Source organism: Pseudomonas sp. GL_090, from assembly GCF_057837765.1.
This window is the reverse complement of sequence record NZ_CM174452.1, coordinates 5,262,610-5,288,188: the sequence shown is the minus strand read 5'-3', so window position 1 is coordinate 5,288,188 and position 25,579 is coordinate 5,262,610. Positions and strand designations below refer to the sequence as shown.

21 protein-coding genes are annotated in these 25,579 nt (G+C 60.0%); 6 read left to right on the top strand and 15 right to left on the bottom strand.

What is annotated here, in order from left to right:
• Positions 1–52 precede the first annotated feature (52 nt).
• From AC3ITA_RS23800 to yaaA, 15 genes are all read right to left on the bottom strand, one after another.
• Positions 53–877 (bottom strand): SDR family oxidoreductase, encoded by an 825-nt coding sequence (locus tag AC3ITA_RS23800; protein ID WP_095943503.1) that lies wholly within the window; start codon positions 875–877, stop codon positions 53–55.
• A gap of 33 nt (positions 878–910) precedes the next feature.
• On the bottom strand, positions 911–1,375 hold the full coding sequence (locus tag AC3ITA_RS23795) for a multidrug transporter (protein ID WP_095943504.1): 465 nt from the start codon (positions 1,373–1,375) through the stop codon (positions 911–913).
• Between the two features lie 282 nt (positions 1,376–1,657).
• Complete coding sequence (locus AC3ITA_RS23790) at positions 1,658–3,109, bottom strand: mannose-1-phosphate guanylyltransferase/mannose-6-phosphate isomerase (protein WP_095943505.1); 1,452 nt, start codon at positions 3,107–3,109, stop codon at positions 1,658–1,660.
• A 215-nt stretch (positions 3,110–3,324) separates the two neighbouring features.
• Complete coding sequence (locus AC3ITA_RS23785) at positions 3,325–3,981, bottom strand: alginate O-acetyltransferase AlgF (RefSeq protein WP_095943506.1); 657 nt, start codon at positions 3,979–3,981, stop codon at positions 3,325–3,327.
• Between the two features lie 14 nt (positions 3,982–3,995).
• Entirely contained in the window at positions 3,996–5,171 is a 1,176-nt protein-coding gene (locus tag AC3ITA_RS23780) for an alginate O-acetyltransferase (RefSeq protein WP_489278501.1), read from the bottom strand.
• 11 nt (positions 5,172–5,182) lie between these two features.
• Complete coding sequence (locus tag AC3ITA_RS23775) at positions 5,183–6,748, bottom strand: MBOAT family O-acyltransferase (protein ID WP_489278499.1); 1,566 nt, start codon at positions 6,746–6,748, stop codon at positions 5,183–5,185.
• A gap of 212 nt (positions 6,749–6,960) precedes the next feature.
• Positions 6,961–8,082 (bottom strand): mannuronate-specific alginate lyase, encoded by a 1,122-nt coding sequence (locus AC3ITA_RS23770; RefSeq protein ID WP_095943509.1) that lies wholly within the window; start codon positions 8,080–8,082, stop codon positions 6,961–6,963.
• 8 nt (positions 8,083–8,090) lie between these two features.
• The gene (locus tag AC3ITA_RS23765) at positions 8,091–9,542 is read right to left on the bottom strand and encodes an alginate O-acetyltransferase (protein WP_150672413.1); all 1,452 of its coding nucleotides are present in this window, start codon (positions 9,540–9,542) and stop codon (positions 8,091–8,093) included.
• Positions 9,543–9,552: 10 nt separating this feature from the next.
• Positions 9,553–11,127, bottom strand: coding sequence for a mannuronan 5-epimerase AlgG (gene algG, locus AC3ITA_RS23760; RefSeq protein ID WP_150672412.1), 1,575 nt, complete (start codon positions 11,125–11,127; stop codon positions 9,553–9,555).
• Between the two features lie 26 nt (positions 11,128–11,153).
• On the bottom strand, positions 11,154–12,635 hold the full coding sequence (locus AC3ITA_RS23755; RefSeq protein ID WP_095943512.1) for an alginate export family protein: 1,482 nt from the start codon (positions 12,633–12,635) through the stop codon (positions 11,154–11,156).
• Positions 12,632–14,140 carry an alginate biosynthesis TPR repeat lipoprotein AlgK gene (gene algK / locus AC3ITA_RS23750; protein WP_150672411.1) on the bottom strand — a complete coding sequence of 503 codons (1,509 nt, stop codon included), beginning with the start codon at positions 14,138–14,140 and terminating at the stop codon, positions 12,632–12,634. The genes AC3ITA_RS23755 and algK overlap by 4 nt, the downstream gene beginning before the upstream one ends.
• Before the next feature lie 9 nt (positions 14,141–14,149).
• Positions 14,150–15,319, bottom strand: coding sequence for an alginate biosynthesis protein Alg44 (locus tag AC3ITA_RS23745; protein ID WP_095943514.1), 1,170 nt, complete (start codon positions 15,317–15,319; stop codon positions 14,150–14,152).
• 36 nt (positions 15,320–15,355) lie between these two features.
• Entirely contained in the window at positions 15,356–16,837 is a 1,482-nt protein-coding gene (alg8, locus tag AC3ITA_RS23740) for a mannuronan synthase (RefSeq protein WP_371918241.1), read from the bottom strand.
• 169 nt (positions 16,838–17,006) lie between these two features.
• Positions 17,007–18,323, bottom strand: coding sequence for a nucleotide sugar dehydrogenase (locus AC3ITA_RS23735; protein ID WP_095943515.1), 1,317 nt, complete (start codon positions 18,321–18,323; stop codon positions 17,007–17,009).
• Between the two features lie 826 nt (positions 18,324–19,149).
• Positions 19,150–19,929 (bottom strand): peroxide stress protein YaaA, encoded by a 780-nt coding sequence (gene yaaA, locus AC3ITA_RS23730; RefSeq protein WP_150672410.1) that lies wholly within the window; start codon positions 19,927–19,929, stop codon positions 19,150–19,152.
• 267 nt (positions 19,930–20,196) lie between these two features.
• Between yaaA and AC3ITA_RS23725 the strand changes: the two genes are divergently transcribed.
• The 6 genes from AC3ITA_RS23725 to AC3ITA_RS23700 all read left to right on the top strand — a co-directional run bounded on the left by AC3ITA_RS23725 (position 20,197) and on the right by AC3ITA_RS23700 (position 25,527).
• Entirely contained in the window at positions 20,197–21,321 is a 1,125-nt protein-coding gene (locus AC3ITA_RS23725) for a polysaccharide deacetylase family protein (RefSeq protein WP_489278495.1), read from the top strand.
• A 336-nt stretch (positions 21,322–21,657) separates the two neighbouring features.
• Positions 21,658–23,052 carry a PhoH family protein gene (locus tag AC3ITA_RS23720; protein ID WP_008050144.1) on the top strand — a complete coding sequence of 465 codons (1,395 nt, stop codon included), beginning with the start codon at positions 21,658–21,660 and terminating at the stop codon, positions 23,050–23,052.
• A 235-nt stretch (positions 23,053–23,287) separates the two neighbouring features.
• A complete protein-coding gene (moaC, locus tag AC3ITA_RS23715) occupies positions 23,288–23,761 on the top strand; it encodes a cyclic pyranopterin monophosphate synthase MoaC (protein ID WP_007972660.1) in 474 nt (157 codons plus the stop codon).
• Entirely contained in the window at positions 23,758–24,000 is a 243-nt protein-coding gene (gene moaD, locus AC3ITA_RS23710; protein WP_095943518.1) for a molybdopterin converting factor subunit 1, read from the top strand. The genes moaC and moaD overlap by 4 nt, the downstream gene beginning before the upstream one ends.
• Before the next feature lie 3 nt (positions 24,001–24,003).
• On the top strand, positions 24,004–24,456 hold the full coding sequence (gene moaE / locus AC3ITA_RS23705; protein WP_007989960.1) for a molybdopterin synthase catalytic subunit MoaE: 453 nt from the start codon (positions 24,004–24,006) through the stop codon (positions 24,454–24,456).
• Positions 24,457–24,750: 294 nt separating this feature from the next.
• Positions 24,751–25,527, top strand: coding sequence for an ABC transporter substrate-binding protein (locus tag AC3ITA_RS23700; protein WP_095943519.1), 777 nt, complete (start codon positions 24,751–24,753; stop codon positions 25,525–25,527).
• The last annotated feature ends 52 nt before the right edge of the window (positions 25,528–25,579 follow it).

Genomic DNA, 25,579 nt, shown 5'->3' with positions numbered 1-25,579 from the left:
CTGAAAATTTGCAGTGTCTGTTCTGGCGCCATCGCGCTCGACCGAATCGGTCTCAGAGCTGCCCACGCAACCCGAACCGCTTCATCAGCCCTGATTCCAGCAGCCCCTTGGGCAACAACCCGGCGAGCAGCGGCAACGCACGACTGCCATTGCCCAGGCGAATCAGTCGCGGTGGCTTGTCCTGCTGCACGGCCTTGAGCAAGCCGGCGGCGAATTCATTGGCCGGGGTCGGGTTGTCCTGAGAGGCTTTGGCCCGGGCGCGTATACCTTCGCGCAGCGGAAACCATGGGGATTGTTCGCTGATCAGTTGCTCGGCTTCGTGCCCGGCATTCCTGGCGAAGCTGGAAGCGATGGCCCCCGGCTGGACTTCCATGACCCGCACGCCAAACGGCGCCAGTTCCATGCGCAAGGCATCGCTCAAGGCATGCACGGCGGCTTTCGAGGCGCAGTAGGCACCGGCGAATGGTGTGACCAACACCCCGGAAACGCTACCGATATTCACGACCAGTCCTTTGGTCCGACGCAGCACGGGAAACATTGCGCGAGTGACGCCGACGATGGCGAACACATTGGTTTCGAACTGACGTTGCATGGCCGGCACGCCGCCATCGAGCAGCGGTCCCATGGCGCCATAACCGGCGTTGTTGATCAGCACGTCGAGACCACCACGCTCCTGGTTGATGCGGTCGCTCAACTGCTCAAGGGCAACACCGTCGTTTACGTCAAGTTGCACGGCGGTAAATCCGGCAGCACTCAGCATGGCGACATCTTCAGCCTTGCGCGCACTGGCCCAGACTTCATAGCCGGCGACCTTGAATGCGTCGGCAAGGGCACGGCCAATGCCGCTGGAGCAACCGGTAATCAACGCAACGGGCATGGCGCATTCCTTGTGCAAAAAATGGGGGAGGGGTCAGTCGGAAAAACTACCCTGCAATCGCTCGGCGCGAAACTCCAGGGTTTCCGGACGGTAGCCGGGGCGCAGTGGTGGCATCGGCAAGCAATCTTCCCAGTTGCCACCGGCCTGCAGTTCCCCGGGGCCACGATAGCGCGGGGCGGTGTATTGATTGTCGGCCAGGTTCACCGTATCGCCCGGTGCATAAGCCGTGACCCGCCAGCGCAACTCAGTGAGCGGCACGTCATTGCCGTTGTTCAGGGTCAATTGCAACGGGCGGTCGGCGGGGCATTGTTGAGGCGCGTAACTGATGCGCAACTCCAGGCGTTGCAGTTGCTTGAGCTCGCGGTGGTCCATCCAGATGACCCAGGTGGCGACGATGCCCAGCCCCACGGCGGCGGCCACGGATACGGGCAAGGCCTTGGCCGGATAGCGCAGCAACAGGACCAGCCAGGTGATGACCAGCAGGACGCCGATGAACATGACGTGAAATCTCGGGAGTAGAGAGGGTCATCCTACCTAAGCGTAGGTGGGGTTGGCGATGGGGGAGATTTTTGTGGAGCCTGTGATGGCCTCATCGCGAGCAGGCTCGCTCCCACATTTGATTGCGTTTCTCCAGGTAGAACTCGGTCAACTGTAGGAGCGAGCCTGCTCGCGAAGGGGCCAGCCAAGGCACTAAAAAACTCAGTGCAAAAAAATCCCCCGGCCAACCCGCTGCGGATAGGGAACGCAGCGAGTTGAGCGGGGGCTTAAGTTTACAGATGCTTACTGCGCGATGGTTTTCACCGACACGCCACGCTCAACCGGCGTCGAGCGCCCGTAGATATCTTCAAACCGCTCGATATCGTCTTCGCCCAGGTAGCTGCCCGATTGAACTTCGATGATCTCCAACGGAATCTTGCCGGGGTTGCGCAAACGGTGAACCGAAGCGATCGGAATGTAGGTCGACTGGTTCTCGGTCAGCAGGAACACGTTCTCGTCACAGGTCACCTCGGCGGTGCCGCTGACCACGATCCAGTGCTCGGCGCGGTGGTGGTGCATCTGCAGCGACAGGCAAGCGCCCGGCTTGACCGAGATGTGCTTGACCTGGAAACGACCGCCCATGTCCACCGAGTCGTAGGAGCCCCACGGACGGTAGACCTCGCAGTGGTTCTGGGTTTCAGTGCGGCCCTGTTCGTTGAGGGTATTGACCATCTGCTTCACGCCTTGGACCTTGTCCTTGTGGGCGATCATCATGGCGTCCTTGGTTTCGACCACGACGATGTTTTCCAGGCCGATCACCGACACCAGTTTGCCGTTGCCGTGGATCATGCAGTTTTTGCTGTCCTGGATCACCACGTCGCCTTTGGTGACGTTGCCGTTGGCGTCCTTTTCATTGACCTCCCACAGCGACGACCAGCAGCCGACATCGCTCCAGCCAGCGGTCAGCGGCACGACGCAGGCGCGTTGGGTTTTTTCCATCACCGAGTAGTCGATGGAATTGTCCGGGCAGCAGGCGAAGGTGGCTTCGTCGAAGGTGATGGTGTCGGCATCCTGATGGCTGCGTTCCAGGGTCAGCAGGCAGGTGTCGTAGATGTCCGGATCGTGCTTTTTCAACTCTTCGAGGAAGCGGCTGGCGCGGAACAGGAACATGCCGCTGTTCCAGAAGTAACCGCCGGACTGGACGAACTCGGTGGCGCGCTTCACGTCGGGTTTTTCGACGAAGTGCGAGACGCGGCTGACGCCTTCAGGCAGCAGCGAGTCGTTGGTCGACTTGATGTAGCCATAACCGGTTTCCGGCTTGGTGGCCGGCACACCGAACAGCACCATTTCACCGTTTTCGGCGGCAACAGTGGCCAGGGCCAGGGCGCGTTGCAGGGCTTTCTGGTCTTCCAGTACGTGGTCGGCCGGCAGCACCAGCATCAGCTCGTCGCGACCTTCATTGACCAGCATCATCGCGGTCAGGGCCACGGCCGGCGCAGTGTTGCGACCGAACGGCTCCATCAGGATGCGCTGGGATTCCAGTTTGCGCGCTGCCAATTGCTCGTTGACGATGAAGCGGTGGTCCTTGTTGCAGACCACGATCGGCGTGTCCATGCCTTCGAACACGAGGCGTTCCAGGGTTTGCTGGAACAGGGTGTGTTCGCCCGTCAGGGCCAGGAACTGCTTAGGGAATTGTTTGCGGGAAAGCGGCCAAAGACGTGAGCCACTACCACCTGACAAGATCACCGGAATCATGTTGTTACTCCTTGAATATCGATTGGTTAGAGCTACTGCGTTCTGTCGTTTCACTCTTGTTTTTGTTCCGTGTCCGGCTGGCCTTTGTAGGAGCGAGCTTGCTCGCGATGGACGTCAACGAAAACGCGTTCTGTCTGGCTAAACGCGTTGCCCTGACGTTTTTCGCGAGCAGGCTCGCTCCTACAGGGGGGACATGCGCCAGTCCGGATAATTTGTTAGCGCGTCGACACCGGGCGTTTCACCCAGACCGGCGACAGGCTGCTGCCGCTGCCGGTGACGTACAGCACCGCGGCTTCACCGCGTTCCAGGGCGACCGGTTTCACGTCGCCGACTTTGGTGGTGCCGTCGTACAAGGCCAGGCTGACCTTCACCGGGTTGATTTCACGCTCGCCGCGACCCTTGGGCGCAACGTTCGGAACCACGTCGGTCTTGCCGTCGGCGGTCTTCAGGGTCAGCGCCTTGTCGCTGAGGTTTTGCACACGTACCAGGGACTTCTGTTTGTTCTTGAACGGCGGCTCTTCGATCAGTTGCGGTGCGCCGCTGGCGTTGTTGACCAGGGTGTAATAGTGGTCGCCGGCCAGTTTCACCGGCAGGTTCTGGCTACCGACCTTGGCGCTGTAGTCGCCGCCCGGCATGAAGCTGAAGTCAGTGCTCGACAGTGGCGCGACATCGCTCAGGTTGGTGCTGCCGACGGTGGCGCTGACTTCGGCGTTGCTGGCGTTGTAGATGCGCACGAAGGTCGAGCCTTTCGGCGCGACCGGGCCGTACAGGGCGGCGTCGCCAGCGGCGAAAGCCTGTACCGACAGCACGCTGAGGCCGGCAACCAGGGCAAAGCTTTTAGCGAGACGACGAGGAGTTGTAGTGAAAGTCATGGTGTACCTCTCTTTCAGTTTTGCGCCCGGTCGGGCGTCTCGGATTTAGTGTTTGCAGCTACGTTTTGTTGGCGGGCGCCGGCTTGTTTAAGCTCTGCGACCCACTGCGGGTCGGCGTCGCCGATTTCGTTATTCACAGGCAGATATCGTTCAGGGAACTCCCAGATCAGCACCTGTGGCGGGCTGTTCTTGAAGGCATCGCTCTTGAGGTAGCTGAGCATCGGCAGAATCGGGCCGTGACCGTCTTCGGCGTAATTGACCACGTCGCTGTTCAGTGCTTGCTTGAGCGCACCCACAAAATTCCAGCTGGGGTTGGCGCTGTAGCTGGTGCCGATCAGGGCCACCGGCACTTCGTTGTTGGCGAACAGCGCGTCGTCGCCGGCTGGCTGATCTTGCGCCGCGACCGTATTGCGCTTTTGCAATTGCTCCTGCTTAGGCATCAGGCTTTCGAACAGCGGGTCCAGTGGCAGGAACAGACGCAGGTCGCCCTTGTGGGTGATGGTCTCCGCCGGTTCAGTGACGAAGCGCTGCGGTTCGCCGCTCAGCGGGTACTTGTCGGCAATGGTCCTGGCCAGACGGTTGGCGGCGATCTCGGCGCCTTGCGGCGTCCAGTGGGTGTCGGTGCGCAGGAACACTTGCTGGCCATCCTGCTTGGCCTGTTGCAGTGGGCCAAGCAGGTCAGGGGCCGGAATCCGGGCGGCGGCCAGGCGCTGGTGGAAGTCCTTGTAGAGGTTGGCGTGGATGCTCGCCGGTTTCACTTCACCCAGGTGTTCCGGGTACAGGCGCACCTTGGCCGGCACCACCGCCATCACCAGTTGCACGCCTTTGGCTTTCAGCGTTTGGCGCACGCCTTCGACCAGCGCGTAGTTGCCTTGCAGGTTCAGCTCTTCGTTGACCACCGGGTGGAATTCTTCATCGCTGTACAACCACTGGTCGCGACCGAGCACCACGCCCGGACGACCTTCGTTGAATAGTTTGAAATCCAGCGCGGCCCAGAGGTTGGTGCCCAGGCGCTTGATCGGGAACTCGTCGTCGTAGTGCGTTTCCACAGCCTTGGTCCAGCGACCGTTGAGCACTGTCGCATCGGCGTTGGTGCTGAAGCCGAAGAAGCTGCGCACCGACCACAGACCGAGCACCAGCAGGGTCACCAGGAACAGCGCGATGTAGAAGATGCGTAATGAGCGGGTCATGGTCAGATCCCTCAGAACTGGAAGTAAAGGAACGGCGAGAAGCTTTGCGCCGAGAGTTTGAGAATCGAGGCAATGAACAGCAGCAGCACCAGGGCGCGCATCACGTAGCGCGACCAGTCAGCGGTCCAGTAGGCCGGCTGCACCTGGGCTTCAACGCCGACGGTGTAGCCAGGCTGATGGATGCTCGCCGGGTTATCCCCAGGCACGGCCTTGATCGTTCCCGGTGTTGCAGCGGCAGGGCCGTCGGCGTCGACGTTCACGACTGGCTTGGTCTTGACCGGAGGCTGATTGGTGTAGAAATCCCGCAGGCCGAAGAACGCCAGGGTCACGTAGGCCACGATCAGCGTTGCTACTTGCAGACCGGTGAGGCTGGCCTGGTTGAGTTCCGACAGCGACCAGTCGCCGAAGCTGAACATCGCGCCATACATGCGCCCGGCAACGTGCAGGTTTTCCGCGCGGAAGATCACCCAGCCCATCACCACCAGCAGGAAGGTCAGTGCCCAGCGGATCGGGTTGAAGCTGCGTGGCGAGGTGTTCAGGCCGATGGCTTTCTCGATCGCCAGCCACATGCCGTGCCACGCACCCCAGACGATGTAGGTGATGTTCGCGCCGTGCCACAGACCACCGAGCAACATGGTCAGGAACAGGTTGCGATAGGTCATCAGCGTGCCTTTGCGGTTACCGCCGAGGGTGATGTACAGATAGTCACGCAGCCAGGTCGACAGGCTGATGTGCCAGCGCCGCCAGAACTCGGTGATCGACTGGCTGACATACGGCTGCTTGAAGTTTTCCATGAAGCGGAAACCCATCATCAGGCCCAGGCCGATAGCCATGTCGCTGTAACCGGAGAAGTCGAAATACAACTGCGCGGTGTACGCCAGGGCGCCGAGCCAGGCATCGCCCGTGGTCGGGTTTTGCAGGGCGAAGCAATGGTCGGCCACCACCGCCAGGGTATCGGCGATGAAGACTTTCTTGATGAAACCCTGCATGAACCGCGTGCAGCCCTCGGAGAACTTGTCGAGGGTGTGGGTGCGGTTGTTGAACTGATCGGCCAGGTCGCGGAAACGCAATACGGGGCCGGCGATCAAGTGCGGGAAAATCGCCACGAACGCCGCGAAGTCGATCAGGTTGCGGGTCGCCGGGGTGTCGCCACGGTAGACGTCGATGATGTAGCTGATGGACTCGAAGACGTAGAACGAGATCCCGATCGGCAGCAGCACGTGAGTCAGGATGAACGGCGAAAGACCCACCGACGTCATCATCGCGTTGATGCTGTCGACGCCGAAGTTGGCGTACTTGAAGTAGCCGAGGATGCACAGGTCGACGGCCACGCCGAGCAGCAGCCAGCGCTGTGCCGGTTTGGTCCTGACCCCGGCGGCCCCGACTTTCAGGCCGATCCAGTAGTTCCACAGCGTGACGCCGGCGAACAGTGCGAGGAAGTCCACACGCCACCAGGCGTAGAACACGTAACTGGCAATCAGCAGCAGCAGATTGCGATAGCGTTGCCCGCTCAGGTAGTACAAGCCGAGGAAGATCGGCAAGAACAAAAACAGGAACACGTTGGATGAAAAAACCATCCCGGTCTCTCCTTGTTTGAACCAACAGTCAAGGGCCAACGGCCCCCCCAAACCCCCCACGGAAATCCGGGGGGCTAACTCACAAATCTCAAACTCGACACTGAACCTGTAGGAGTGAGCCTGCTCGCGATTGCGGTCTGACATTCAACGTTGATGTCGACTGATACACCGCTTCGCGAGCAGGCTCGCTCCTACAGGGATCTGTGTTTGTCCTAGGAACCCTTGCCCTTTTCATTGGCCGGGTCGTAGACCTTGGTCAGGTCACCGCCGAGGCGGAAGTTCTTGAACGGTTGCATCTTGTGCTTCTTCTCCAGCACGTCCGGCGTACAGACGTAGAGCGAGCAGAACGGTTCGAGCCAGGCGAATTTCATGTCCTCTTTCAGGTCGGTCATGTCCTGTTCCTTGCCGTTCTTTTCCTCGAACTCATCCGGGTCTTTCACCCCGGCCAGTACCCGGTCACCCAGGCGTTTGAGTGCGCCATTGTTTTCCTGGCGCAAGTCCACGCCGTTGACCTGGGCGAAACTGGCGATCATCGCCAGTGGCGGCAGGGCGTAGTTGTGGTAGGCCAGGGCCCGTTGCTGACGCTTGAGTTCGTTGGGCAGGTAGCCATCGGCGTCGATTTGGTTGGCGCCGACCTTGTATTCCTTCACGGCCCAGTCGAACAGGTCGCGACGGTTGGTGGCGACGGAAGTGGCCATCACCGACCAGGCGGCCCAGTACGAGTGGTTGTTGGTCTGCTCGAGCGGCAGGTTGTCCCAGTCGCTGACCACCTGGTCGGCCATCTTGCTGAACCAGGCTTCGATCAACCGGGCTTCCTGTTGATGGGTGGCCAGCGGGTGAGAGTCGGAAAACTTCAGGCGGATATACGCCGAAGCCATGCTGCCCAGCGCCCATTTGCGCATCGATTTGCCGGTGTGGTTGAAGTCCTTGGACATCAATGCATCGGCCTGGGCCCAGGTCGTCAGCCAGTTCAACGTGCATTCCAGCTGTTCCGGGCGACCGTCACGCATGAACTGCATCACGCGCTTGCTGGTGCCGCGCTCGATCCTGGTGATGTCGGCGGTGCTTTCGCGGAAGGCTTTTTCCGACTGCTTGTTCAGGGTCGCGCGGGCTTTGTCCGAACCTTCGTACTTGCTGCGAAATTGCAACGAGCCGGTGTACGGCGTCGGCATCGCATCGCAGCCTTCGCTCTTGTCGCCCGTCTTGAATTTATCCACAGGCGCAAAATAGCCCTGGGGTGGACGCAGTGGCGCAGCCGCTTGCGTGGCCCCGGCGAACATCGCCAGGCTCAAGAGCGTCGGTGCCAACAGTGTTGAAAATTTCGGATTGCGCATGGCGGACCTCATTGCCCGGCCGAAGCAGTACGCTGTTCGGCGCCCGGGAATACGTTGCGTTTGCAGATTTTCGCTTCGACTTTCTGTGGCGCGGCACCCGCTTGTTCCGGGCCCTGGACTTCGACGGCCAGCAGGTTCTGCGAGGCCCAGTCTTCGTCCGTGCGCAACTCGAAGGCGAAACGCCCGTCAGTCTCGGAGGTTTCCGGTTTTTCGATCTTGATGTCCTCGTGGCGACCGTTCATGTACCAGAGGGTGGCTTGCAAGGTTTTCACCGACGTGTCGGCGAAGCGGATGTCGACCTGGTGGCTACCATTGCGCAGGTCCAGGTTCTTGCTGTTGACCATCAATTCGTTTTTGCCCGGCTTGAGCGTGGCGCTGCCGGCCATCTGCGCATCCTTGCCTTCGCAACCGTTGTCCAGCAACGCCATCATCTGGCGGTAGATGGTTTCCTGGTCGAGGCGGTACAGCGGCGAGAATTCCCAGATGAGAATCTTCGGTGGGTTCTTCTGGAACTCGTCGCTGCCCAGGTACTGCAGCATCGAACCTTCCAGGCCGCCGCCGGGGAACGCTACGTTGAGGATGTCGGCGCCGATGGCCTCTTCGAGGAAACCGGCGAAGTTGTAGTTCTTGCCACTGTGGGAGGTCCCCACGAGGGTGATTTGCGGGTTACCGGACTCGCCGAACAAGTCGCCATCGCCCGCTTCGCCCTTCGGCTCGGTGGTGAACTGATCCATGTACTGGATCGCGTAGCTGGTGCCACAGAGTTGACCGGCCATGTTGTGCAATGTTCCGGTCTTGCCCATGCGACCCGATTTTTTGGTCTCGAATTCGCGCTTGGGAATGTCGGCGAATTCAGGCAATTGCTTGACCTTCTCGGCGACGATTTTCGCCGTGCGCTGGGCACCGTACGGCGTCCAGTGCTGGTCGCCGCGGAAGTAGAAATCGTGGGCGGGCAGGGTGTCGGGCAACGACTCGTTGGTCAGCGGCGACAGGTCCGGAACGACGTAGCCCATCTGCGCGAAACGACCGAGCATGGACTTGTAGTTCCTCAACGCCTTGTCGAAGTCGTAGCTGGCTTTCTCCGCCGGGTTGAGCTTGTTGCGGTTCACCAGACCACGGGTCGGCTGGTACACGACAACCAGTTCCACGCCTTTGCTCTTGAACGCATCGTGCAGTTGTTTCATGCGTTTGTAGCCGGCGGGCGTGGTGTCGAATTCGGTGCGCAAGTCTTCTTGCGTACGGAACAGCCAGTCACCCTGGGCCTGTACCAGCGTGGTGAAGTTCTGCTGGTAACGGGTGGTGTAGTTCTTCGGATCGTGGGCGGCAGGACACAGGCTGCAGCAGGGTTCGGCGGTGAACTTCGGTGCCTGGACCTCGTCGGCACGCGCGCCGCCGCTGGCCGCGAGAATGCCGGCGGTCAGGGCCGACAGGCTGAGTAATTTGATCAAGTGTGGGTGCATAAGATTGTCCTCAGTCCCGCATTTCGGTCTGGCGTTCGACGGGGTCGATCAGCACGGCTTTCTGCTGGCGCACCAGCAGGTCGAGAATTTCATCCTGGCGCTCGCCAAGAATGCCGGTGAAGCTGATGCCGCTGGATTTGGTCGGTGCGAGCATGGACACGCGATACAACTCGACACTCAACGGCGAGTCGATGGACAGCGGGCCGCTGCCGTTGGCCGCCAGCTCACCGCCGACCACGATCAGCGACACTTGGGCGTCGAACGGGTCGAGCTTGATGTCTCGGTCGGTGTTGCTCAGGTCCTTGATGTGCCCGTAGACACCAGTCAGACCGTTGGCCATGGCGACGTTTTCGTACAGGCGAATGTTCACGCTGTTACGAATGCGGATGCCGTGGCGCCTGTTGCTCAACACGCGGTTGCCCCACAGCAGGTTGTCGGCACTCTCATAGAGAGTGATGCCGTCGGTGTGGTTCTGGTAGATCTCGTTGTGGGCGATCAGGTTGTTGACGCTGTTCCGGTCGATCACCAGGCCTGACAACTTGTTGTCGTAGCTGCGGTTATTGAAGATGAAGCTGTCGTTGACCTCTCGGGAAATAATGATCCCGTGCTTCTTCTTCGTACCAAACACCGTGTTGTCGGCAATGATCAGACCGTGGGAACGGTCGTGTGGGTCGATGCCGTAGACGATGTTGTCTTTGTAGGTGTTGCCCTTGACCACGAAGTCGCGGGTTTCGTAGCAGTAGAAGCCGTACCACATGTCCGAGAATTCGGAGCCGACGATCCAGCCGGTCGGCTCGGGACGCTTGAGCACCTTGGCCATGTTCGGCGTGTACTGGGAAATACTCACGCCGTAGGACTTACTGTTGGCGTAGCCGAAGCTGGCGATCTTGCTGTTGGCGATGTAGGTCTCGGTGCCGCCCCAGGACAGCAGGAACGGACGGAATTCCTTCGGCGAGTTGAACGTCGCCGGGCCGTTGTCCTTCTCGCGCCAGCCAGTGATTTTGGTATCGCGAACGAACAGCTGGCCGTCGTTGACCAGGAACGCACCGGCCTCCTGGGACAGGCGCAGTTCCTGGGTCTGCTTGTCGATTTCCAGGATGCCGTGACGACCGACCACGATCGGCAACTTCGCCAGGAACACACCCGGCGAGGTTTCGCTGAAGTACTGCTTGGGGACCTTCTTCGCCAGGTCCTTGAGGTTCATGTAGCCGTCGTCGACGAAGATCGCCTGGGGGATGCCGTGCTGACGCACCACCCACTCGGCCATCTTGTTGTCGCCACCGATGAAGTCCTTGAGGGCGTCTTCCTGCATCATCCGGCGCACGCTGATCTTGCCGGCCTTGCTGCGCACGATTTTCGCGGCGATAGCCTCGGCTGTGTAGCCGGAAACGTCCGGCAGTTTCGGCTTGGCCAGTTCCAGCGGCGCGGTCGGTGCGCTGCTGACGGTATAGGTCTTGGCCTGTTGCAGTTCCTTGGCCACGGTTGCCGGCTTGGCCGGCTCCACATTGGCGAAGGCAGTCGTGCTGGCCAGCAGCATCGCGCCGGCCAACAGGCTGATCGAGCCTTTTCGGGCTGGATGATTCATCTGGGAGACTCCCTTCGCAATGTGCATCAGAAGCGCCAGATCACGTCGATGAACGCGCGGTGCATGTACGAATCGACTTCCTTGCCGTACGCATCGCCCGGCTTGAACACGCCACCGCGGAAGCGCACCAGGGCCGAAGGTTCATCGATCGCCTGACTCATCGACGCCGGCAACAAGCCTTGCTTGAAGTACTTGGTCACCACCAGGTCCATTTCCTGACCGAGGTCTTTCTCGCCATCGTTCAGCGGCAGCGAAGTGCTGGAGAGGATCGCGCCGGTCACATCGTCGGTGTTGTTCTCGACGGCGTTGATGCCATTGCTGCCGACCGGCTTGTTGCCGTCGACGCGCCAGAACTTGTGGTAGATCAGGCTGGCGTCGTATTCGTCGTTGAGCATCCACGAACCGAACAGGGTGGCGCTCTGCATGTTGTTCATTTCGCCACGGAACGCTTCGCCGAAACGGTGCACGCGCGAGCGGGTGCCAGTGTAGTTCGAGCGGTTGCTTTCCAGACCGTTCTGTTCGTAATCGGCGCTGGCGCGGGCATAGGCGGCACCGACTTGCCATTGCGGATCGAGGCGCAAACGCACACCGACATCGGTGGCCCAGCCGTTGAGGTTTTCACCGCGCTTGGCTTCAGTCGGCGGCGTGCCATCGGCGTTCAGCGGGTTGACCTTGTCGATGTCGCCGCTCATGCCGGTGATGCTGCCCCAGTAATTGACGGTATTGGTATTGCGCCAGTTGTAGGCGTCGCTGTCGGCGGTGAGGCCGAGCCAGCTGATGTCGCCGTTCTGTTTCTTGTCCAGCGAATCCGTCGGTACACCCGGCTCCGGGTAGTCGAGCTTGCCGTTGTCATGGGTGTGATGACCACGAATGCCGACCCAGTTGCCCGGTGTCCACTGATACGCGGCATCGGCGTAGGCGTGCAGGCGATCCTTGTCTTGCGGTGACAGCTCCTTGAGGTCGGTGCGGTACTCGCTGAAACGTTCGGCGATACCGACGTTGGCGCGCAGCAGGGTGGTGTCGAAGGTCCAGTTCAGCGCTTCGATGTTGGTGTCGCGCCATTGGCCGTCGTCGTTGCGCAGGCGCTGGCGACCGAACTTCAGGATCTCGCCAGGGTAAGGCGTGAAGCCGCTGTAGCCGACCCAGAACTCACGCATGGCCAGGTAGTTTTTCTTGGTCTGGCGATCATTGTTGGCGGTGTTTTCGGCGCCATCGGATTGTTGCAGGGTGTCGGTCTCGATGATGTCGGTGGACGTCACCGCCTGCCCCATGGCGTAGGCGCTCCACGCGCCGCTTTCGCCGTAGACCCACGGACGCAGGTCCAGGCCGACGCCGTTGACGTCGCCGCCGGGCGCGGTGCCGAGGTCACGGTCGTCTTCGGACTGGCCGGTGATTTTCACGTCCAGGCCGAAGTTCTTGGTTTCAGTCATCGCAGCGAGCGTCGGGCAAGACCAGATCAGCGCGAATGTCAGACCGATGCCGGCCTTCATGAATGGATTTAACTTCATTTCGATTCCTCGCTGACTTCTTCTTGCAGGGTGTGCAGTTCCGGCGTGTTCGGGCTCAGGGCACCGCGCACGGCCTGTTCTTGTTTCAACAGGCGTTGGGCTTCGGCCAACCGGTCGGGCGGCAATTGCGTTTGGATTGTTTGCGCAAGCTCGGTGGCTTGCGGAGTGTTCTGGGCCAGAGCCAGTTGGCTGAAGACGTAGGCGTTCAGCGGATCAGGCTTGGTGCCCTTGCCTTGGGAAAACAGTTGGGCGATGGCGAAGTCGGCGCTGTTCTGGCCGTTTCGCGCAGCGGTCAACAGATGGTCGAGGGCCTTCTGCGGATAGACCTTGCCCAGGTAGCCACGGCGATAGATCTGGCCGAGGTAGTAATCGGCGGCGACTTCACGGCCGACGGCTTTCTGGAAGTGTGCTTCGGCGACCTTGGCGTCGGCCGGCACCAGTTTGCCTTCGAAGTAGAGCTTGCCCAGCAACAGCTCGGCGCGGGGCTGGTCGGCGGCGCGGCCGTTGTCCAGGTACTTCATCATCTGGTCGACGTCGCCGAGTTCCGGGAAGTCGTAGAGCAATTGTGCGAGGCTGACCCACGACGCCGGGTAGCCCGGTGCGATCGGTTCAAGCAGCGACTGCGCGGTTTTCTCGTCGGTCTTGCCCAGGGACGCATCGGCGAGCACGCGGGCGACGCTGTCGACGCGCTGCGCCGAAACGGTGCCTTGGGCGTGCGCGGCTTGCATCTGCTTGATCAGCTCGGCCTGTTGCTCTGGCTTGGCCTGTTTCTGATAGACCGTGGCCAGTTCGACGTAGCAGATATCGCTGATGTTGAGCGCGGCCTTGCAGATTTTTTCCACGTCATCCAGATGCTGGTCATAGGTGCCCTGAGTGCGATAGAGCAGCACCTGTGCCAGACCTGCTTCCGGCTTGCCTTCGGCGCGCCATTGGCTGATCTGCTGCTGAGCGTTCATGTTGGGGAAGCTGTGCGGGTATTGCAGGTACAGCATCGCCAACGGGATCAGCGTGTTGCCTTCGCCTGCCGCAGCGGCTTTTTTCAACAGGGTTTCGGCTTCGTGTTGTTCCGCTTCGGTGGAACCGGGCTTGGCCACCAGCAGACGACCGAGGCGTGCCTGGGCGCGCGGCGAAACGCTGGCCGCGGCGCGGTAAGTCGCCTCGGCCTGTTTCATCTGCGCCGGGTCATGGCTGTCGACCTGGATATCGGCCAGGCCGACCTGCGCTTCGCTGTAGCCCAGGTCTGCCAATTGCCGGTAATTCTGCGCGGCGGTGGCGGTATCGCCACGTTTGAGCGCTTCGTTGGCCAGGCGTTGGTCGGGCAGGCCGGCGCAACCGGCCAGGCTGACCGCCAATGCAACGGCACACAGTGTTCCCATGTAGGAGTGAGCCTGCTCGCGATGCAGGCGACTCGGTTCTTCAGACAAACCGCGTCGATCCCATCGCGAGCAGGCTCGCTCCCACAGGGATTGCGGTGTGTTCGAGATTTTTGTGATAGTCACAGGCATGTCCTCGACTTAAAGACCGACAGCCATGGCTTTGTCGACCAGCCAGTTCAGGTTCGGGCCACGGTCGCTGTTCACTTCCACCGGGCGGCCGGCGAGGGAGCTGTCCAGGGTTTCGTCCGGCTGGATCAGCACGCGGATGTCCGAAGACAGATCGGCGCTTTTCAGGCTGGTGCTGCTGACGATCTTGCCGGTGCGGCTCTTGTCCTCGCCGGCGACCTGGAAGCGCACCGAAGTACCCGGACGCACGTCGCCGAACTGGCGATAGGAGAAGCGCGCTTCAACATTGGCTTCGCTGTTACGCGGGACCAGTTGGAAGATCACGTCGCCCTTGCTGGCGTACTGACCATTGGCGACCATTTGCTGGGCCACGGTGCAGTCGCAAGGCGAGGTCAGGGTGCCGGTCATCTGCTTGCCGAACAGTTCTGCGACCTTGGCCGGGGCCAGTTGGTCTTCGTCCAGATGGCCCTTGAGCACGTCGAGCATGCTGGTGCTGAAGCTTGCCAGCGGTGCGCCCTTGGCGGCCACGCCGTCGGCTTTCACCAGGCTCTGCACGGTGCCGTCGCGGGGCATGGTGATGTTCACGCCCGGCACGCTGACCAGACCGGCCTGGGCGTGGCTGACGAAGTACATGCCGTACACCGATTTGAAAATGAAACCGAATGCAGCCAGGCCGACAACGAAGATCCCCAGGCTGAAGGTCACGGCTTTCAGGCGGCCGAACGCGGTCATGCCGTGGCCGCCGTCCTTCATCTTGCGCGCCTTGGTGAAGTTGTCGCGCTGCAGGGTCGCCAGCATTTCCCCCACGCTGACGATGTCGCCAGCCAGGTGCGAAGTGATCAGGTGGCGCAGGGTCGAGATGTCCCGTGGTTCCAGGTTCTGGAACTGGCAGCCGGCGCGTCCGGTCTGGCGGTCGAAGGAGCGAACCTGCAATTCGACGTCCATGGCCAGGCCGAGGTTGTCGATGAGGAATTGCAGGCGGGCCTTGTACACGTCACCGATCTTCAGCGGCAATTGACCGGCGTTGAACGCCAGGCCACCGGCGGACAGGTCGATCACCCGGGCTTCGACCGGTGTCCGGTCAGGGCCGAAGAAACGCAGCTTGGCCGGGATTTTCACGCGGGCGTGTTGGCGCTGGGCTTCGGATTCATGCACTACGTTGGCGTTGACGGCGGTATTCATAGGGGGCGTTTTCCTAGTTAATTCAGGCGAGTTCGGTCAGACCATCAACAGCAGCACGGCGACAAAAATGCTGCCGGCAGAGAAGGTCATGGTCCGAGACGACCAGGTGTTGAACCAACGTTGAAAGCTGGCGAGATCACGGGTCAGAGACGTGGGTTGGCGGGTCCAGGACTGTTGGTCGAGGCGGAAGAACACGTAGATCTTCACCAGCGCGCCGACGATCTGGTTGTAATAGAGAATCGCCGGGTAGGCCGGGCCGATCCGGTGTCCGGAGCACGACAGCAACAAGGTCAGGATGAACCGGGTGATGCCGATCCACAGCAGGTACACCAGGATGAACGCGGTGCCGTACTTGAAGCTGGCAATCAATGCCACGGTCAGGCCCAGCAGCGAGGTCCACATCGACACGCGCTGGTCGAACAGCACCACCGAGGTGAACACGCCGAGGCGTTTGATCCCAAGGCCAAGGGCACGGGAGTTCTGCCGCAGGTTGTTGCCGTACCAGCGGAACATCAGTTTGCGACTGGCCTTGATGAAGCTCTTTTCCGGCGGGTGTTCAACGGTGTTGATCGCCGCGTCGGGCACGTAGAACGTGTCGTAGCCCAGGCGCATCAGGCTGAACCAGCTCGACTTGTCATCGCCGGTAAGGAACTTGAAGCGACCCAGGCGCCAGTGTTGCAGCGAGTCGCTTTCCACGTCGGCGATGAAGTCCGGGTTGGTGACCACGGTGGCGCGGAACACCGACATGCGGCCGGTCATGGTCAGCACGCGCTTGGACAAGGCCATCGAGCACATGTTGATGTGGCGCTGGGCGAAACGCAGCTTGTGCCATTCGCTCATGATGTAGCCGCCGCGCACTTCGCAGAATTCGTTGGTGGTCAGGCCACCGACGTTGCCGAACATCTGGAACCACGGCACGGTCTTGAGCACCACGCCTTCGGCCAGCACCGTGTCGCCATCGATCACCGCAACCACCGCGCGGTCATCCGGCAGGTGCCGGGAGATGGCGCGGAAGCCGTAGGCCAGGCCATCGCGCTTGCCGGTGCCGGGAATGCGCACGAAGTCGAGTTTCACCCGGGCCGGCGGGTTCATCCGGTTCCACAGGCTTTTGACCAGCAGCTCATCGGACATTTCCACGATGGAGCAGACCACGGTGGTCGGCAGGCCGCAGTCGATGGCTTCGCGGATCACCGAGCTGTAGACCTGCGCGGTGGTCAGGGCATCAATGCGGAAACTGGTGACCATCAGGAACACGTGGGACGGGTCAGCCGCTTTGCCCAGCTTGCGCACTTTGCGCCGCAGGTACGGGTAGACGATGTAGAGAAAAATCATGCCGCGCACAAAGTGAGTGGCACCCATCGAGTAGCGCCAGATACCCACGGCGCCAATCAGGAAAATGAAGTCCTTCGACTCGGAGTCGAACGTGGACACGGGCAACGCCATGGCGAGGCCCATCAGTAAACTCAGGTAGAACAGCCAACCGGCGGCCTGGAGTAGGCCGTGCTTTAGCCTGTGCATAATCTGCATCCGTCTCGATCTCGGGCGAGCCTTTGGGGTGGCCCGATGGGGTTTAGGCAGGCGTAGAAAGCAGCCCGTAGGAGCTGCCGCAGGCTGCGATCCAGGGACCTTTGGCGCCCGTGAAGGCGCCAAAGGATCGCAGGCTTCGCCAGCTCCTACGGAACCGTGGTTACCAGCAAATGCCTTCAGTACGGGCAGTTGTGCTGGTGGCCTTGGACATGAAGCCCACCAGGTCGATCACCTGCTTGCCGTGTGGAACTTCCTGCACCAGAGCGCGGAATTTCTCGTCACGATTGCCCAGGATGATCACGTCGGAGTTGTTGATCACCGCGTCGAAATCGGAGTTCAGCAAGGACGAGACGTGAGGGATCTTCGACTCGATGTAGTCCTTGTTCGCACCGTGAACGCGGGCGTACTCGACGTTGCTGTCGTAGATGCTCAGGTCATAGCCTTTGCCGATCAGCATTTCCGCCAGGTCGACCAGCGGGCTTTCGCGCAGGTCGTCGGTGCCGGCCTTGAAGCTCAAGCCCAGCAGGGCGACTTTGCGTTTGTCGTGGCTGGAGACGATGTCGAAAGCGTTCTGCACCTGGGATTCGTTGCTGCGCATCAGCGAGTTGAGCAACGGGGCTTCCACGTCCAGGGAACCGGCGCGGTAGGTCAGGGCACGCACGTCTTTTGGCAGGCACGAGCCGCCGAAGGCGAAGCCTGGGCGCATGTAGTACTGGGACAGGTTGAGGGTCTTGTCCTGGCAGACCACGTCCATCACTTCGCGACCGTCGACACCGACCGCCTTGGCGATGTTGCCGATTTCGTTGGCGAAGGTGACCTTGGTGGCGTGCCACACGTTGCAGGTGTACTTGATCATCTCGGCGACCGCGATGTCCTTGCGGATGATCGGTGCGTCGAGCTCTTCGTACAGCGATTGCAGAACGTCGCCGGACGCCTTGTCGAATTCACCGATGACGGTCATTGGCGGCAGGTCGTAGTCGGCGATCGCGGTGCTTTCGCGCAGGAACTCAGGGTTCACGGCCACACCGAAATCAACGCCGGCCTTCTTGCCGGAGCAGTCTTCGAGAATCGGGATGACCACGTTGGCCACGGTGCCCGGCAGTACGGTGCTGCGTACGACGATGGTGTGGCGGGTGGCCTTGTCACGCAGAACAAAACCGATTTCGCGGCATACTGCCTCGATGTAGTTCAGCTCCAGGTCGCCGTTCTTCTTGCTCGGCGTACCCACGCAGATCATCGACAGGTCGGTGTCGCGAATCGCCTCGGCGAAGTTGGTGGTGCCACGCAGACGACCTGTCTGGATGCCTTGGGCCAGAAGCTCACCCAGGCCCGGTTCAACGATCGGCGATTTGCCGGCATTGATCATATCGATCTTGTCTTTGGCCACATCGACGCCAACGACGTCATGGCCCCGTGCAGACAGGCAACCGGCACAGACTGCGCCGACGTAACCCAAACCAAAAATGCTGATGCGCATCGCAATTACCTCTCTGTTATCAAGCCTGTATACATCAAGCCATTAGATGGCCGGAGTTAATGGTGTTCAGCGTGTTTTAGTGCACTCGCAAGTGTGCCTTACAGGCACAACGATGCCCTGTGCTGGCATATAAGTTACGAGTGTCTAAATAAATGCACTCAAGGTGTGCGCAACTAGGCCTTGTTGTTATGATTTGCCCTGTTATGCAGCCGATCCTCCTGTCGGAAGGATGCAGGTGCAACGGCCTTGCACGCTTGATGTCAGGCCGAAAGCCCGTGGATCAAGCGGTTGGGTGCTCGGGTGAGCACGTTTATAGGGGCGCTGTCGTGGCCTTGTAGGGGATAGTCATACCGCGTTATCTCCTGTCCGGTTGCTGTTGTCCAAATCAGTGATTAGTCAGCGCAAGTTAGTGTTTCAACTTCGCAACATGAATCGCTTATCTGCGTAAGTTATCTCGTACACGTTCGGCGAGAATCGTTACCGGTGGTATGAGCGGCGCGTTTGGACATAGTTCCAGTCCGCTCATCGCGAAATCTGAAATTTTTTGAAATATTGAGAAAGATGGCACTGCTTTCAAATTGATAGCACTTGCCGTTTCGCCCTTTATATATAGGCGGCTCAACGGAGGGGATATTTTTTTGCCACTACTGTTAAAAAAAGTCAGTGCCACTACGCAAAAAAATGATTGAAGTCGAGTGAAACTAAAGTTAGAAAACCGTACGGTATTTTTATGGCGCCATAAAAATGGCGAAAAGGCAGGGAAGGCTGAAGTGAGTCAAGGGTCGGCGCACGAGGGTTGGTGGAGGTCGTGCGCCGACCGGATGCATCACTCTGGTGCGTGGTCGCGCAGAAACACCAGATTGTCCGGCTTGGACTGTTCGGCGCTGTAGCGATAGCCCTGAGCGTCGAACTGCTTGAGGGTGGCCGGGTCGTTGATGCGTTCTTCGATGACGAAGCGGCTCATCAAGCCGCGGGCCTTTTTTGCGTAGAAGCTGATGATCTTGTACTGGCCGTTCTTCAGGTCCTTGAATTCGGTATTGACGATGCGCGCGTTCAAGGCGCTGCGCTTGACCGCCGAGAAATACTCGTTGGATGCCAGGTTGAGCAGCACGTCATCGCCCTGATCGACCAAGGCTTCGTTCAGCCATTCGCTGATGCGCGTGCCCCAGAAGGCATACAGATCCTTGCCCCGGGCGTTGGCCAGTTTGGTGCCCATTTCCAGGCGATAGGGTTGCATCAGGTCCAGCGGGCGCAGCAGGCCGTAGAGGCCCGAGAGCATGCGCAGGTGTTTTTGGGCGTAGTCGAAATCGGCTTCGCTGAGGGTTTGCGCATTCATGCCGGTGTACACATCACCCTTGAAGGCCAGCAGCGCCTGCTTGGCGTTTTCCGGGGTGAACGCAGGCGTCCAGCTGCCGAAACGCGCGGCGTTGAGCCCGCCGATCTTGTCGGAGACGTGCATCAACTCGCTGATTTGCGCGGGCGTCAGCTCGCGCAATTGCAGGATCAACTCCTGAGAGTGGTCGAGGTACTGCGGCTGGGTGAAGCGCTGGGTCGCGGGCGGTGTTTCATAGTCGAGGGTCTTGGCGGGTGAAATCACCATCAGCATGAAGTCGTCTCCTTTAATCGTGGCGGCGATTCTAGGGGGTTGTCCTCGTTGACTCCAGCTATGGCGTCCATAGGTGATGGCCGGTGGCCTTGCACAAAACCTGTAGGAGCGAGCCTGCTCGCGATTGCGGTATGACATTCACCAAAGGCGGTGCCTGAAATATTGCTATCGCGAGCAGGCTCGCTCCTACAAGGAGGCTGTGTTGCTGCGGGAGTCGAGTCTGGATCAGCTATAGTGCCGCGCGGGTTTTGTTATGGAGACATCCCATTGCGTATCGCTTTTCTCATCTTGATCTGGCTACTGAGCTTCGGCGCCATCGCGGCACCGGGCGAGGTGGCGACGCTCGACCGCAGCACCTGGCCGGAAAAACTCGGCAACCCGACGCTGTTCGACGTGGCGTCGAGGGCCGAGATCCTCATGTTTTCCAGTGTCCTGCTGGCCAGCGAGTCGCTGGATGAACCCGCCCTGGCCCAGCGCCTGGGCCTGCGCACGATCAATCTGGAGTCGATCAACCGGGTTCGCCAGCGTATGTGGCAGCGGCTGCTGGTCAACTACAACTTCGCCCAACAGAGTTGCGACCAGGATGCCTCCTTCTGTTTTCTGGTCGAAGACCTGCCCACTCTGCGCGAACAGGCCGCCAAGTTTCAGGTCGGCACAGACAGCTACTACATCAAGTGGGCCGAACCGAGCCGTGTGTTCCACACCCAGTACCTGGACGAACAGTTGCGCAAGGCCGCCTTGTTCCCGCAAACCAGCAGCGAAGTCGATCGTTTTGGCGACTATGAGCGCAGCGGCGACGGGATGCATGACCGGCTGTTTCTGCTGACGTTCGACAGCGCCGCCAACGCCGCGCCGGATAACACTGACTGGGTCACCGAGTACCTGCGCAAGTCGAACCTGAGCGGGACGTTCTTCGTCCTTGGCAAGGACATCCAGGCCCGTTTGGCCGAGCATTCGGTGAGTAACCTGCAAGGGACCTACTCGAGCCAGTGCATCGGCGTACAAGGCTGGGAGTTCCGTTCCCACAGCCACTGGCAGGACTGGCAGGACTCGGTGCGCCGCAGCGCTGAACTGGTCAAGAGCAAGCTGCCGGAGAACTACGTGCCGCTGTTCCGTCCTCCCGATGGCCAGCGCCGTTCCGATGCCGAAGGTTTCTTCAAGACTCAGGGGTTGCAGGTAGCGTTGTGGGACATCGATGCCCAGGACGGTGCCGGCAAACTCAAGGGCAACCCAAGTGCACAACGGGTGCTGACCCTGATGTTGCTGTGGCGGCACGGCGTGATCAATTTCAATGTGAAACAGGATGCAGTGAAAACGGCGTTGCCGTGGCTGGTCACGCAAACGGCGCCTGTCGGGATCGGCTGGGAGGATTGCCAGGAGGCGTTTCGCTGAAAACGACAAAACCCCGTGAACATTGGGTTTTTGGCGATTCTGGAAGGGGATTCGTTGCAGGTGGACTTCCGACTTTAAACGGGTGATGGCAGTCCGCCAAGTGCTATTGGTCAATCTGCAAAATAAACTTCAAAAAAGCGTCAAAGTACTTTTTTCTGTCACACGTTTTGGAGTATTACGAAGACAGACCGCCGAAACCTGCAACACAGGTGGCGTCTTCCAAGACCCCGCATGTATGCAGAACACTTGAGTCCCCGCAGGTGTATTCGGCAGTCACTTCGAGGCGCAGCACCGTCAAGGTATTGCGTCGAATGGCTCCCACAAAGGTGACCGAGTATGGATGATCACGGACGTAGCTCTTCTTCCAACCAGCCAATCCTTTATGTACTCGATACCAACGTATTGATTCACGATCCAAACGCGCTGCTCAACTTCGAAGAACACCACGTCGCGATCCCGATGACCGTGCTTGAAGAGCTCGACAAGCTCAAGAGCGGGCATCACAGCGTAGCCGCCGAATGCCGCCAGGCCATCCGCCTGATCGACAAGACCCTGGGCGATGCCTCACCCGAGGACGTCGAGCAGGGTGTGCCGATCCAGCGTGGTAAAAGCGGACCCAAGGGTTTGCTGTCAATTCTGATGAGCAAGCATGCCGAGCCGAACCTGATTCTGCCCGAGCATCTGAACGACAACAAAATCATCAACCAACTGATCGACCTGCACGCGCGCGACCCGAAAAAGCCCGTGGTGCTGGTCACCAAAGACATCAATATGCGCCTCAAGGCGCGCGCCTGCGGGATCGCGGCCGAGGACTACAGCACCGACCAACTGGTCGATGACGTGTCCTTGCTGCCCAACGGCTACCACAACATGACCGGCTCTTTCTGGGACCGCGTGAGCAAGGTCGAAACCCGTCAGGACCACGGCCGCACCTGGCATCAGGTGCAATTGATCGACAACCTGCCGGCGGTGCACATCAACGAGTTCATCATTGATGAACAGGGCTTTGTCGGCTGGATCAAGGAGATTGAAGAAGACCGCTTGCTGATCCTCGACCTGCACCAGGAACCGCTGCTGCACCAGGAAGCCTGGGGCCTCAAGCCGCGTGATATCTATCAGAGCCTGGCGTTGTACGCCTTGCTCGATCCGGACATCCACCTGGTCAACCTGTCGGGTGCCGCCGGTTCCGGTAAAACCATCCTGGCGCTGGCCGCTGCGATCGAGCAGACCATGGTCAGCAAACGTTATCGCCGCATCATCGCCACCCGCAGCGTGCAGGGCCTGGACCAGGAAATCGGCTTCCTGCCCGGCACCGAGGCGGAAAAAATGGAGCCGTGGCTGGGCGCCATCACCGACAACCTCGAAGCCTTGCACATGGATGACGAAAGCACCCATGGCAGCGTCGACTACATCCTCAGCAAAGTGCCGTTGCAGTTCAAATCCCTCAACTACATCCGGGGCCGCAGTTTCCAGCAGAGCCTGATTCTGATCGACGAATGCCAGAACCTCACGCCGCACCAGATGAAAACCATCATCACCCGCGCCGGCGCCGGTTCCAAAGTGGTGTGCCTGGGCAACCTGGCGCAGATCGACACCCCTTACCTGTCCGCGACCAGCTCCGGGCTGACCTACCTCACTGAACGCTTCAAGGACTTCCCGAACGGGGTGCACATCACCCTGCAAGGGGTACCACGCTCGATCCTGGCCGAATACGCCGAATCGCATTTGTAACTGTCCATCGGAACCGGGCGGCCGCAAGGTCGCCCGGTTTTTTATGGGCGTATGAAAAACCTGTGGGAGCGAGCTTGCTCGCGATGACGGTGTATCAGTCGACATCTCAGGTGAATGGTGGGCCGCTATCGCGAGCAAGCCCGCTCCCATATTGGTTTGTGGTGGGCCGACAATCGTGCGTGCGAATAATTGACCCGCAGGTTTACAATCGACGCTCCTGATCAGGAGTAATCCCGTGCTGACTCATCTCGATTCCCAAGGTCGCGCCAACATGGTCGACGTCACTGAAAAAGCCGTGACGTTCCGTGAGGCGACCGCTCAAGCGCTGGTGCGCATGCTGCCCGAAACCCTGCAGATGATTGTCAGCGGCGGCCACCCCAAGGGTGATGTGTTTGCCGTGGCGCGCATTGCCGGCATTCAGGCGGCGAAGAAAACCAGCGATTTGATTCCGCTGTGCCATCCACTGATGCTGACCGGCGTCAAGGTCGAGCTCAGTGCCGAAGGCGACGATTCGGTGCGCATCGTGGCGCGCTGCAAGCTGTCCGGGCAGACCGGCGTCGAGATGGAGGCCCTGACCGCCGCCAGTGTCGCCGCGCTGACGATCTACGACATGTGCAAGGCCGTGGACCGTGGCATGACCATCGAAAGCGTGCGTCTGCTGGAGAAGGTCGGCGGCAAGAGCGGACATTTCCAGGCGGAGCAGCCATGAACGTTACCGTGAGGTTTTTCGCCCGTTATCGTGAAGCTTTGGGTGTGGACTCGGTGAAAGTGGAAGGCAACTTCGCCACCGTCGACGACGTCCGCGCGCTGTTGGCCCAACGTGACGGTGCCGAGGTGTTGAGCGAACAGAACTTGATGTGCGCCCGTAATGAAGACCTGTGCCAGCTCGACGAACCGGTCAGCGAGGGCGATGAAGTGGCGTTCTTTCCGACTGTGACCGGAGGCTGAGCCATGGCGATTCGCGTGCAGTCCACCGCGTTCGACCCGGGTGCCGAAGTCAATGCCATGCACGATGCCAATGTCGGCGTGGGTGCGGTGGTGAGTTTTGTCGGCTATGTGCGCGACTTCAATGACGGCCTCGACGTCGCCGGGATGTTCCTCGAACACTATCCCGGCATGACCGAAAAGGCCCTCGGCAAGATTGCCATCGAGGCCGAGCAGCGCTGGCCGTTGCTCAAGCTGGAAGTGCTGCACCGCATCGGCGCCCTGGAACCGGGCGAGCCGATTGTCTTCGTCGGCGCGGCCAGCGCCCATCGTCAGGCGGCATTCGACGCCTGCGCCTTTGTCATGGACTACCTGAAAACCCGTGCGCCGTTCTGGAAGAAAGAAAACACCAGTGACGGGCCGCGTTGGGTCGAGGGGCGTGACAGTGATCATGCGGCGGCGGATCGCTGGAAGCAGTAAACCTATAGTTTTTTGTTGTCTCTTCGGGCCTCATCGCGAGCAGGCTCGCTCCCACACTGGATCTGTGTTCGCAGGACCAATGTAGGAGCGAGCCTGCTCGCGATGGCGTCATCTGCATCACTAAAAGTCTTGATGATTCACCACCCGACCATCGGCCGGCATGGGCTGCATTTGCCTGATTGACGGCCAATACATAAAAGTCCAAGATGGAATTATAAGTACAAAAAAGGTTTCCACCCGTTTCAGCTTTTTCTTCTGTCTTGCCAAACCAACAACAACCGCGAGAAAACGAACATGAAGAAGTTCCCCCTCATCACCGGTCTGGCCTTGAGCCTGTTGGCGTGCAGTTCTGTATTCGCCGCCGAGAAAACCCTGCGCATTGGCATTGAGGCCGCTTACCCACCGTTCGCCTCGAAAACCGACAAAGGCGAAATCGTCGGTTTCGACTATGACATCGGCAATGCCCTGTGCGCACAGATGAAGGCCAAGTGTGTGTGGGTCGAAGGCGAGTTCGACGGTCTGATTCCTTCCCTGAAGGTGAAGAAAATCGACATGGCGCTGTCGTCCATGACCATCAATGAAGACCGCAAGAAGTCGGTGGACTTCACCCACAAGTACTATTTCACCTCGTCGCGCCTGGTGATGAAGGATGGCGCGGTGGTGGATGACCAGTACGCCAGCCTCAAGGGCAAGAACGTCGGCGTGCAGCGCGCCACCACCACCGACCGTTATGCCACCGAGGTGTTCGAGCCCAAGGGCATCAACGTCAAGCGCTACAGCAACAACGAAGAAATCTACATGGACCTGGCCGCCGGTCGCCTCGACGCGATTTTTGCCGACACCATTCCGCTCAATGACTTCCTGTCGATGCCCCGTGGCAAGGGTTACGCCTTTGTCGGGCCGGAGCTGAAAGATCCGAAATATGTGGGCGAGGGTGCCGGGATTGCCGTGCGCAAGGGCAACACCGAACTGGTCAGCGAGCTGAACACGGCCATTGATGGCATTCGTGCCAATGGTGAGTACCAGAAGATTTCGGACAAGTATTTCAAGTCCGACATTTACGGCGACTGATCTACCGCCATCGCCAGCAGGCTGGCTCCCACAGGTTTTGTTTATACCGCAA

Excerpts from the sequence above, each read along its gene's own strand:
- AC3ITA_RS23795 (WP_095943504.1), bottom strand. The coding sequence starts at position 1,375 with ATGTTCATCGGCGTCCTGCTGGTCATCACCTGGCTGGTCCTGTTGCTG.
- moaE (WP_007989960.1), top strand. The coding sequence starts at position 24,004 with ATGGCGATTCGCGTGCAGTCCACCGCGTTCGACCCGGGTGCCGAAGTC.
- yaaA (WP_150672410.1), bottom strand. The coding sequence starts at position 19,929 with ATGCTGATGGTGATTTCACCCGCCAAGACCCTCGACTATGAAACACCG.
- AC3ITA_RS23790 (WP_095943505.1), bottom strand. The coding sequence starts at position 3,109 with ATGATTCCGGTGATCTTGTCAGGTGGTAGTGGCTCACGTCTTTGGCCG.
- AC3ITA_RS23775 (WP_489278499.1), bottom strand. The coding sequence starts at position 6,748 with ATGGTTTTTTCATCCAACGTGTTCCTGTTTTTGTTCTTGCCGATCTTC.
- AC3ITA_RS23755 (WP_095943512.1), bottom strand. The coding sequence starts at position 12,635 with ATGAAGTTAAATCCATTCATGAAGGCCGGCATCGGTCTGACATTCGCG.
- AC3ITA_RS23780 (WP_489278501.1), bottom strand. The coding sequence starts at position 5,171 with ATGACCCGCTCATTACGCATCTTCTACATCGCGCTGTTCCTGGTGACC.
- algK (WP_150672411.1), bottom strand. The coding sequence starts at position 14,140 with ATGCCTGTGACTATCACAAAAATCTCGAACACACCGCAATCCCTGTGG.
- AC3ITA_RS23785 (WP_095943506.1), bottom strand. The coding sequence starts at position 3,981 with ATGACTTTCACTACAACTCCTCGTCGTCTCGCTAAAAGCTTTGCCCTG.
- moaD (WP_095943518.1), top strand. The coding sequence starts at position 23,758 with ATGAACGTTACCGTGAGGTTTTTCGCCCGTTATCGTGAAGCTTTGGGT.
- AC3ITA_RS23720 (WP_008050144.1), top strand. The coding sequence starts at position 21,658 with ATGGATGATCACGGACGTAGCTCTTCTTCCAACCAGCCAATCCTTTAT.
- AC3ITA_RS23735 (WP_095943515.1), bottom strand. The coding sequence starts at position 18,323 with ATGCGCATCAGCATTTTTGGTTTGGGTTACGTCGGCGCAGTCTGTGCC.
- AC3ITA_RS23800 (WP_095943503.1), bottom strand. The coding sequence starts at position 877 with ATGCCCGTTGCGTTGATTACCGGTTGCTCCAGCGGCATTGGCCGTGCC.
- AC3ITA_RS23700 (WP_095943519.1), top strand. The coding sequence starts at position 24,751 with ATGAAGAAGTTCCCCCTCATCACCGGTCTGGCCTTGAGCCTGTTGGCG.
- AC3ITA_RS23745 (WP_095943514.1), bottom strand. The coding sequence starts at position 15,319 with ATGAATACCGCCGTCAACGCCAACGTAGTGCATGAATCCGAAGCCCAG.
- alg8 (WP_371918241.1), bottom strand. The coding sequence starts at position 16,837 with ATGCACAGGCTAAAGCACGGCCTACTCCAGGCCGCCGGTTGGCTGTTC.
- algG (WP_150672412.1), bottom strand. The coding sequence starts at position 11,127 with ATGAATCATCCAGCCCGAAAAGGCTCGATCAGCCTGTTGGCCGGCGCG.
- AC3ITA_RS23765 (WP_150672413.1), bottom strand. The coding sequence starts at position 9,542 with ATGCACCCACACTTGATCAAATTACTCAGCCTGTCGGCCCTGACCGCC.
- AC3ITA_RS23770 (WP_095943509.1), bottom strand. The coding sequence starts at position 8,082 with ATGCGCAATCCGAAATTTTCAACACTGTTGGCACCGACGCTCTTGAGC.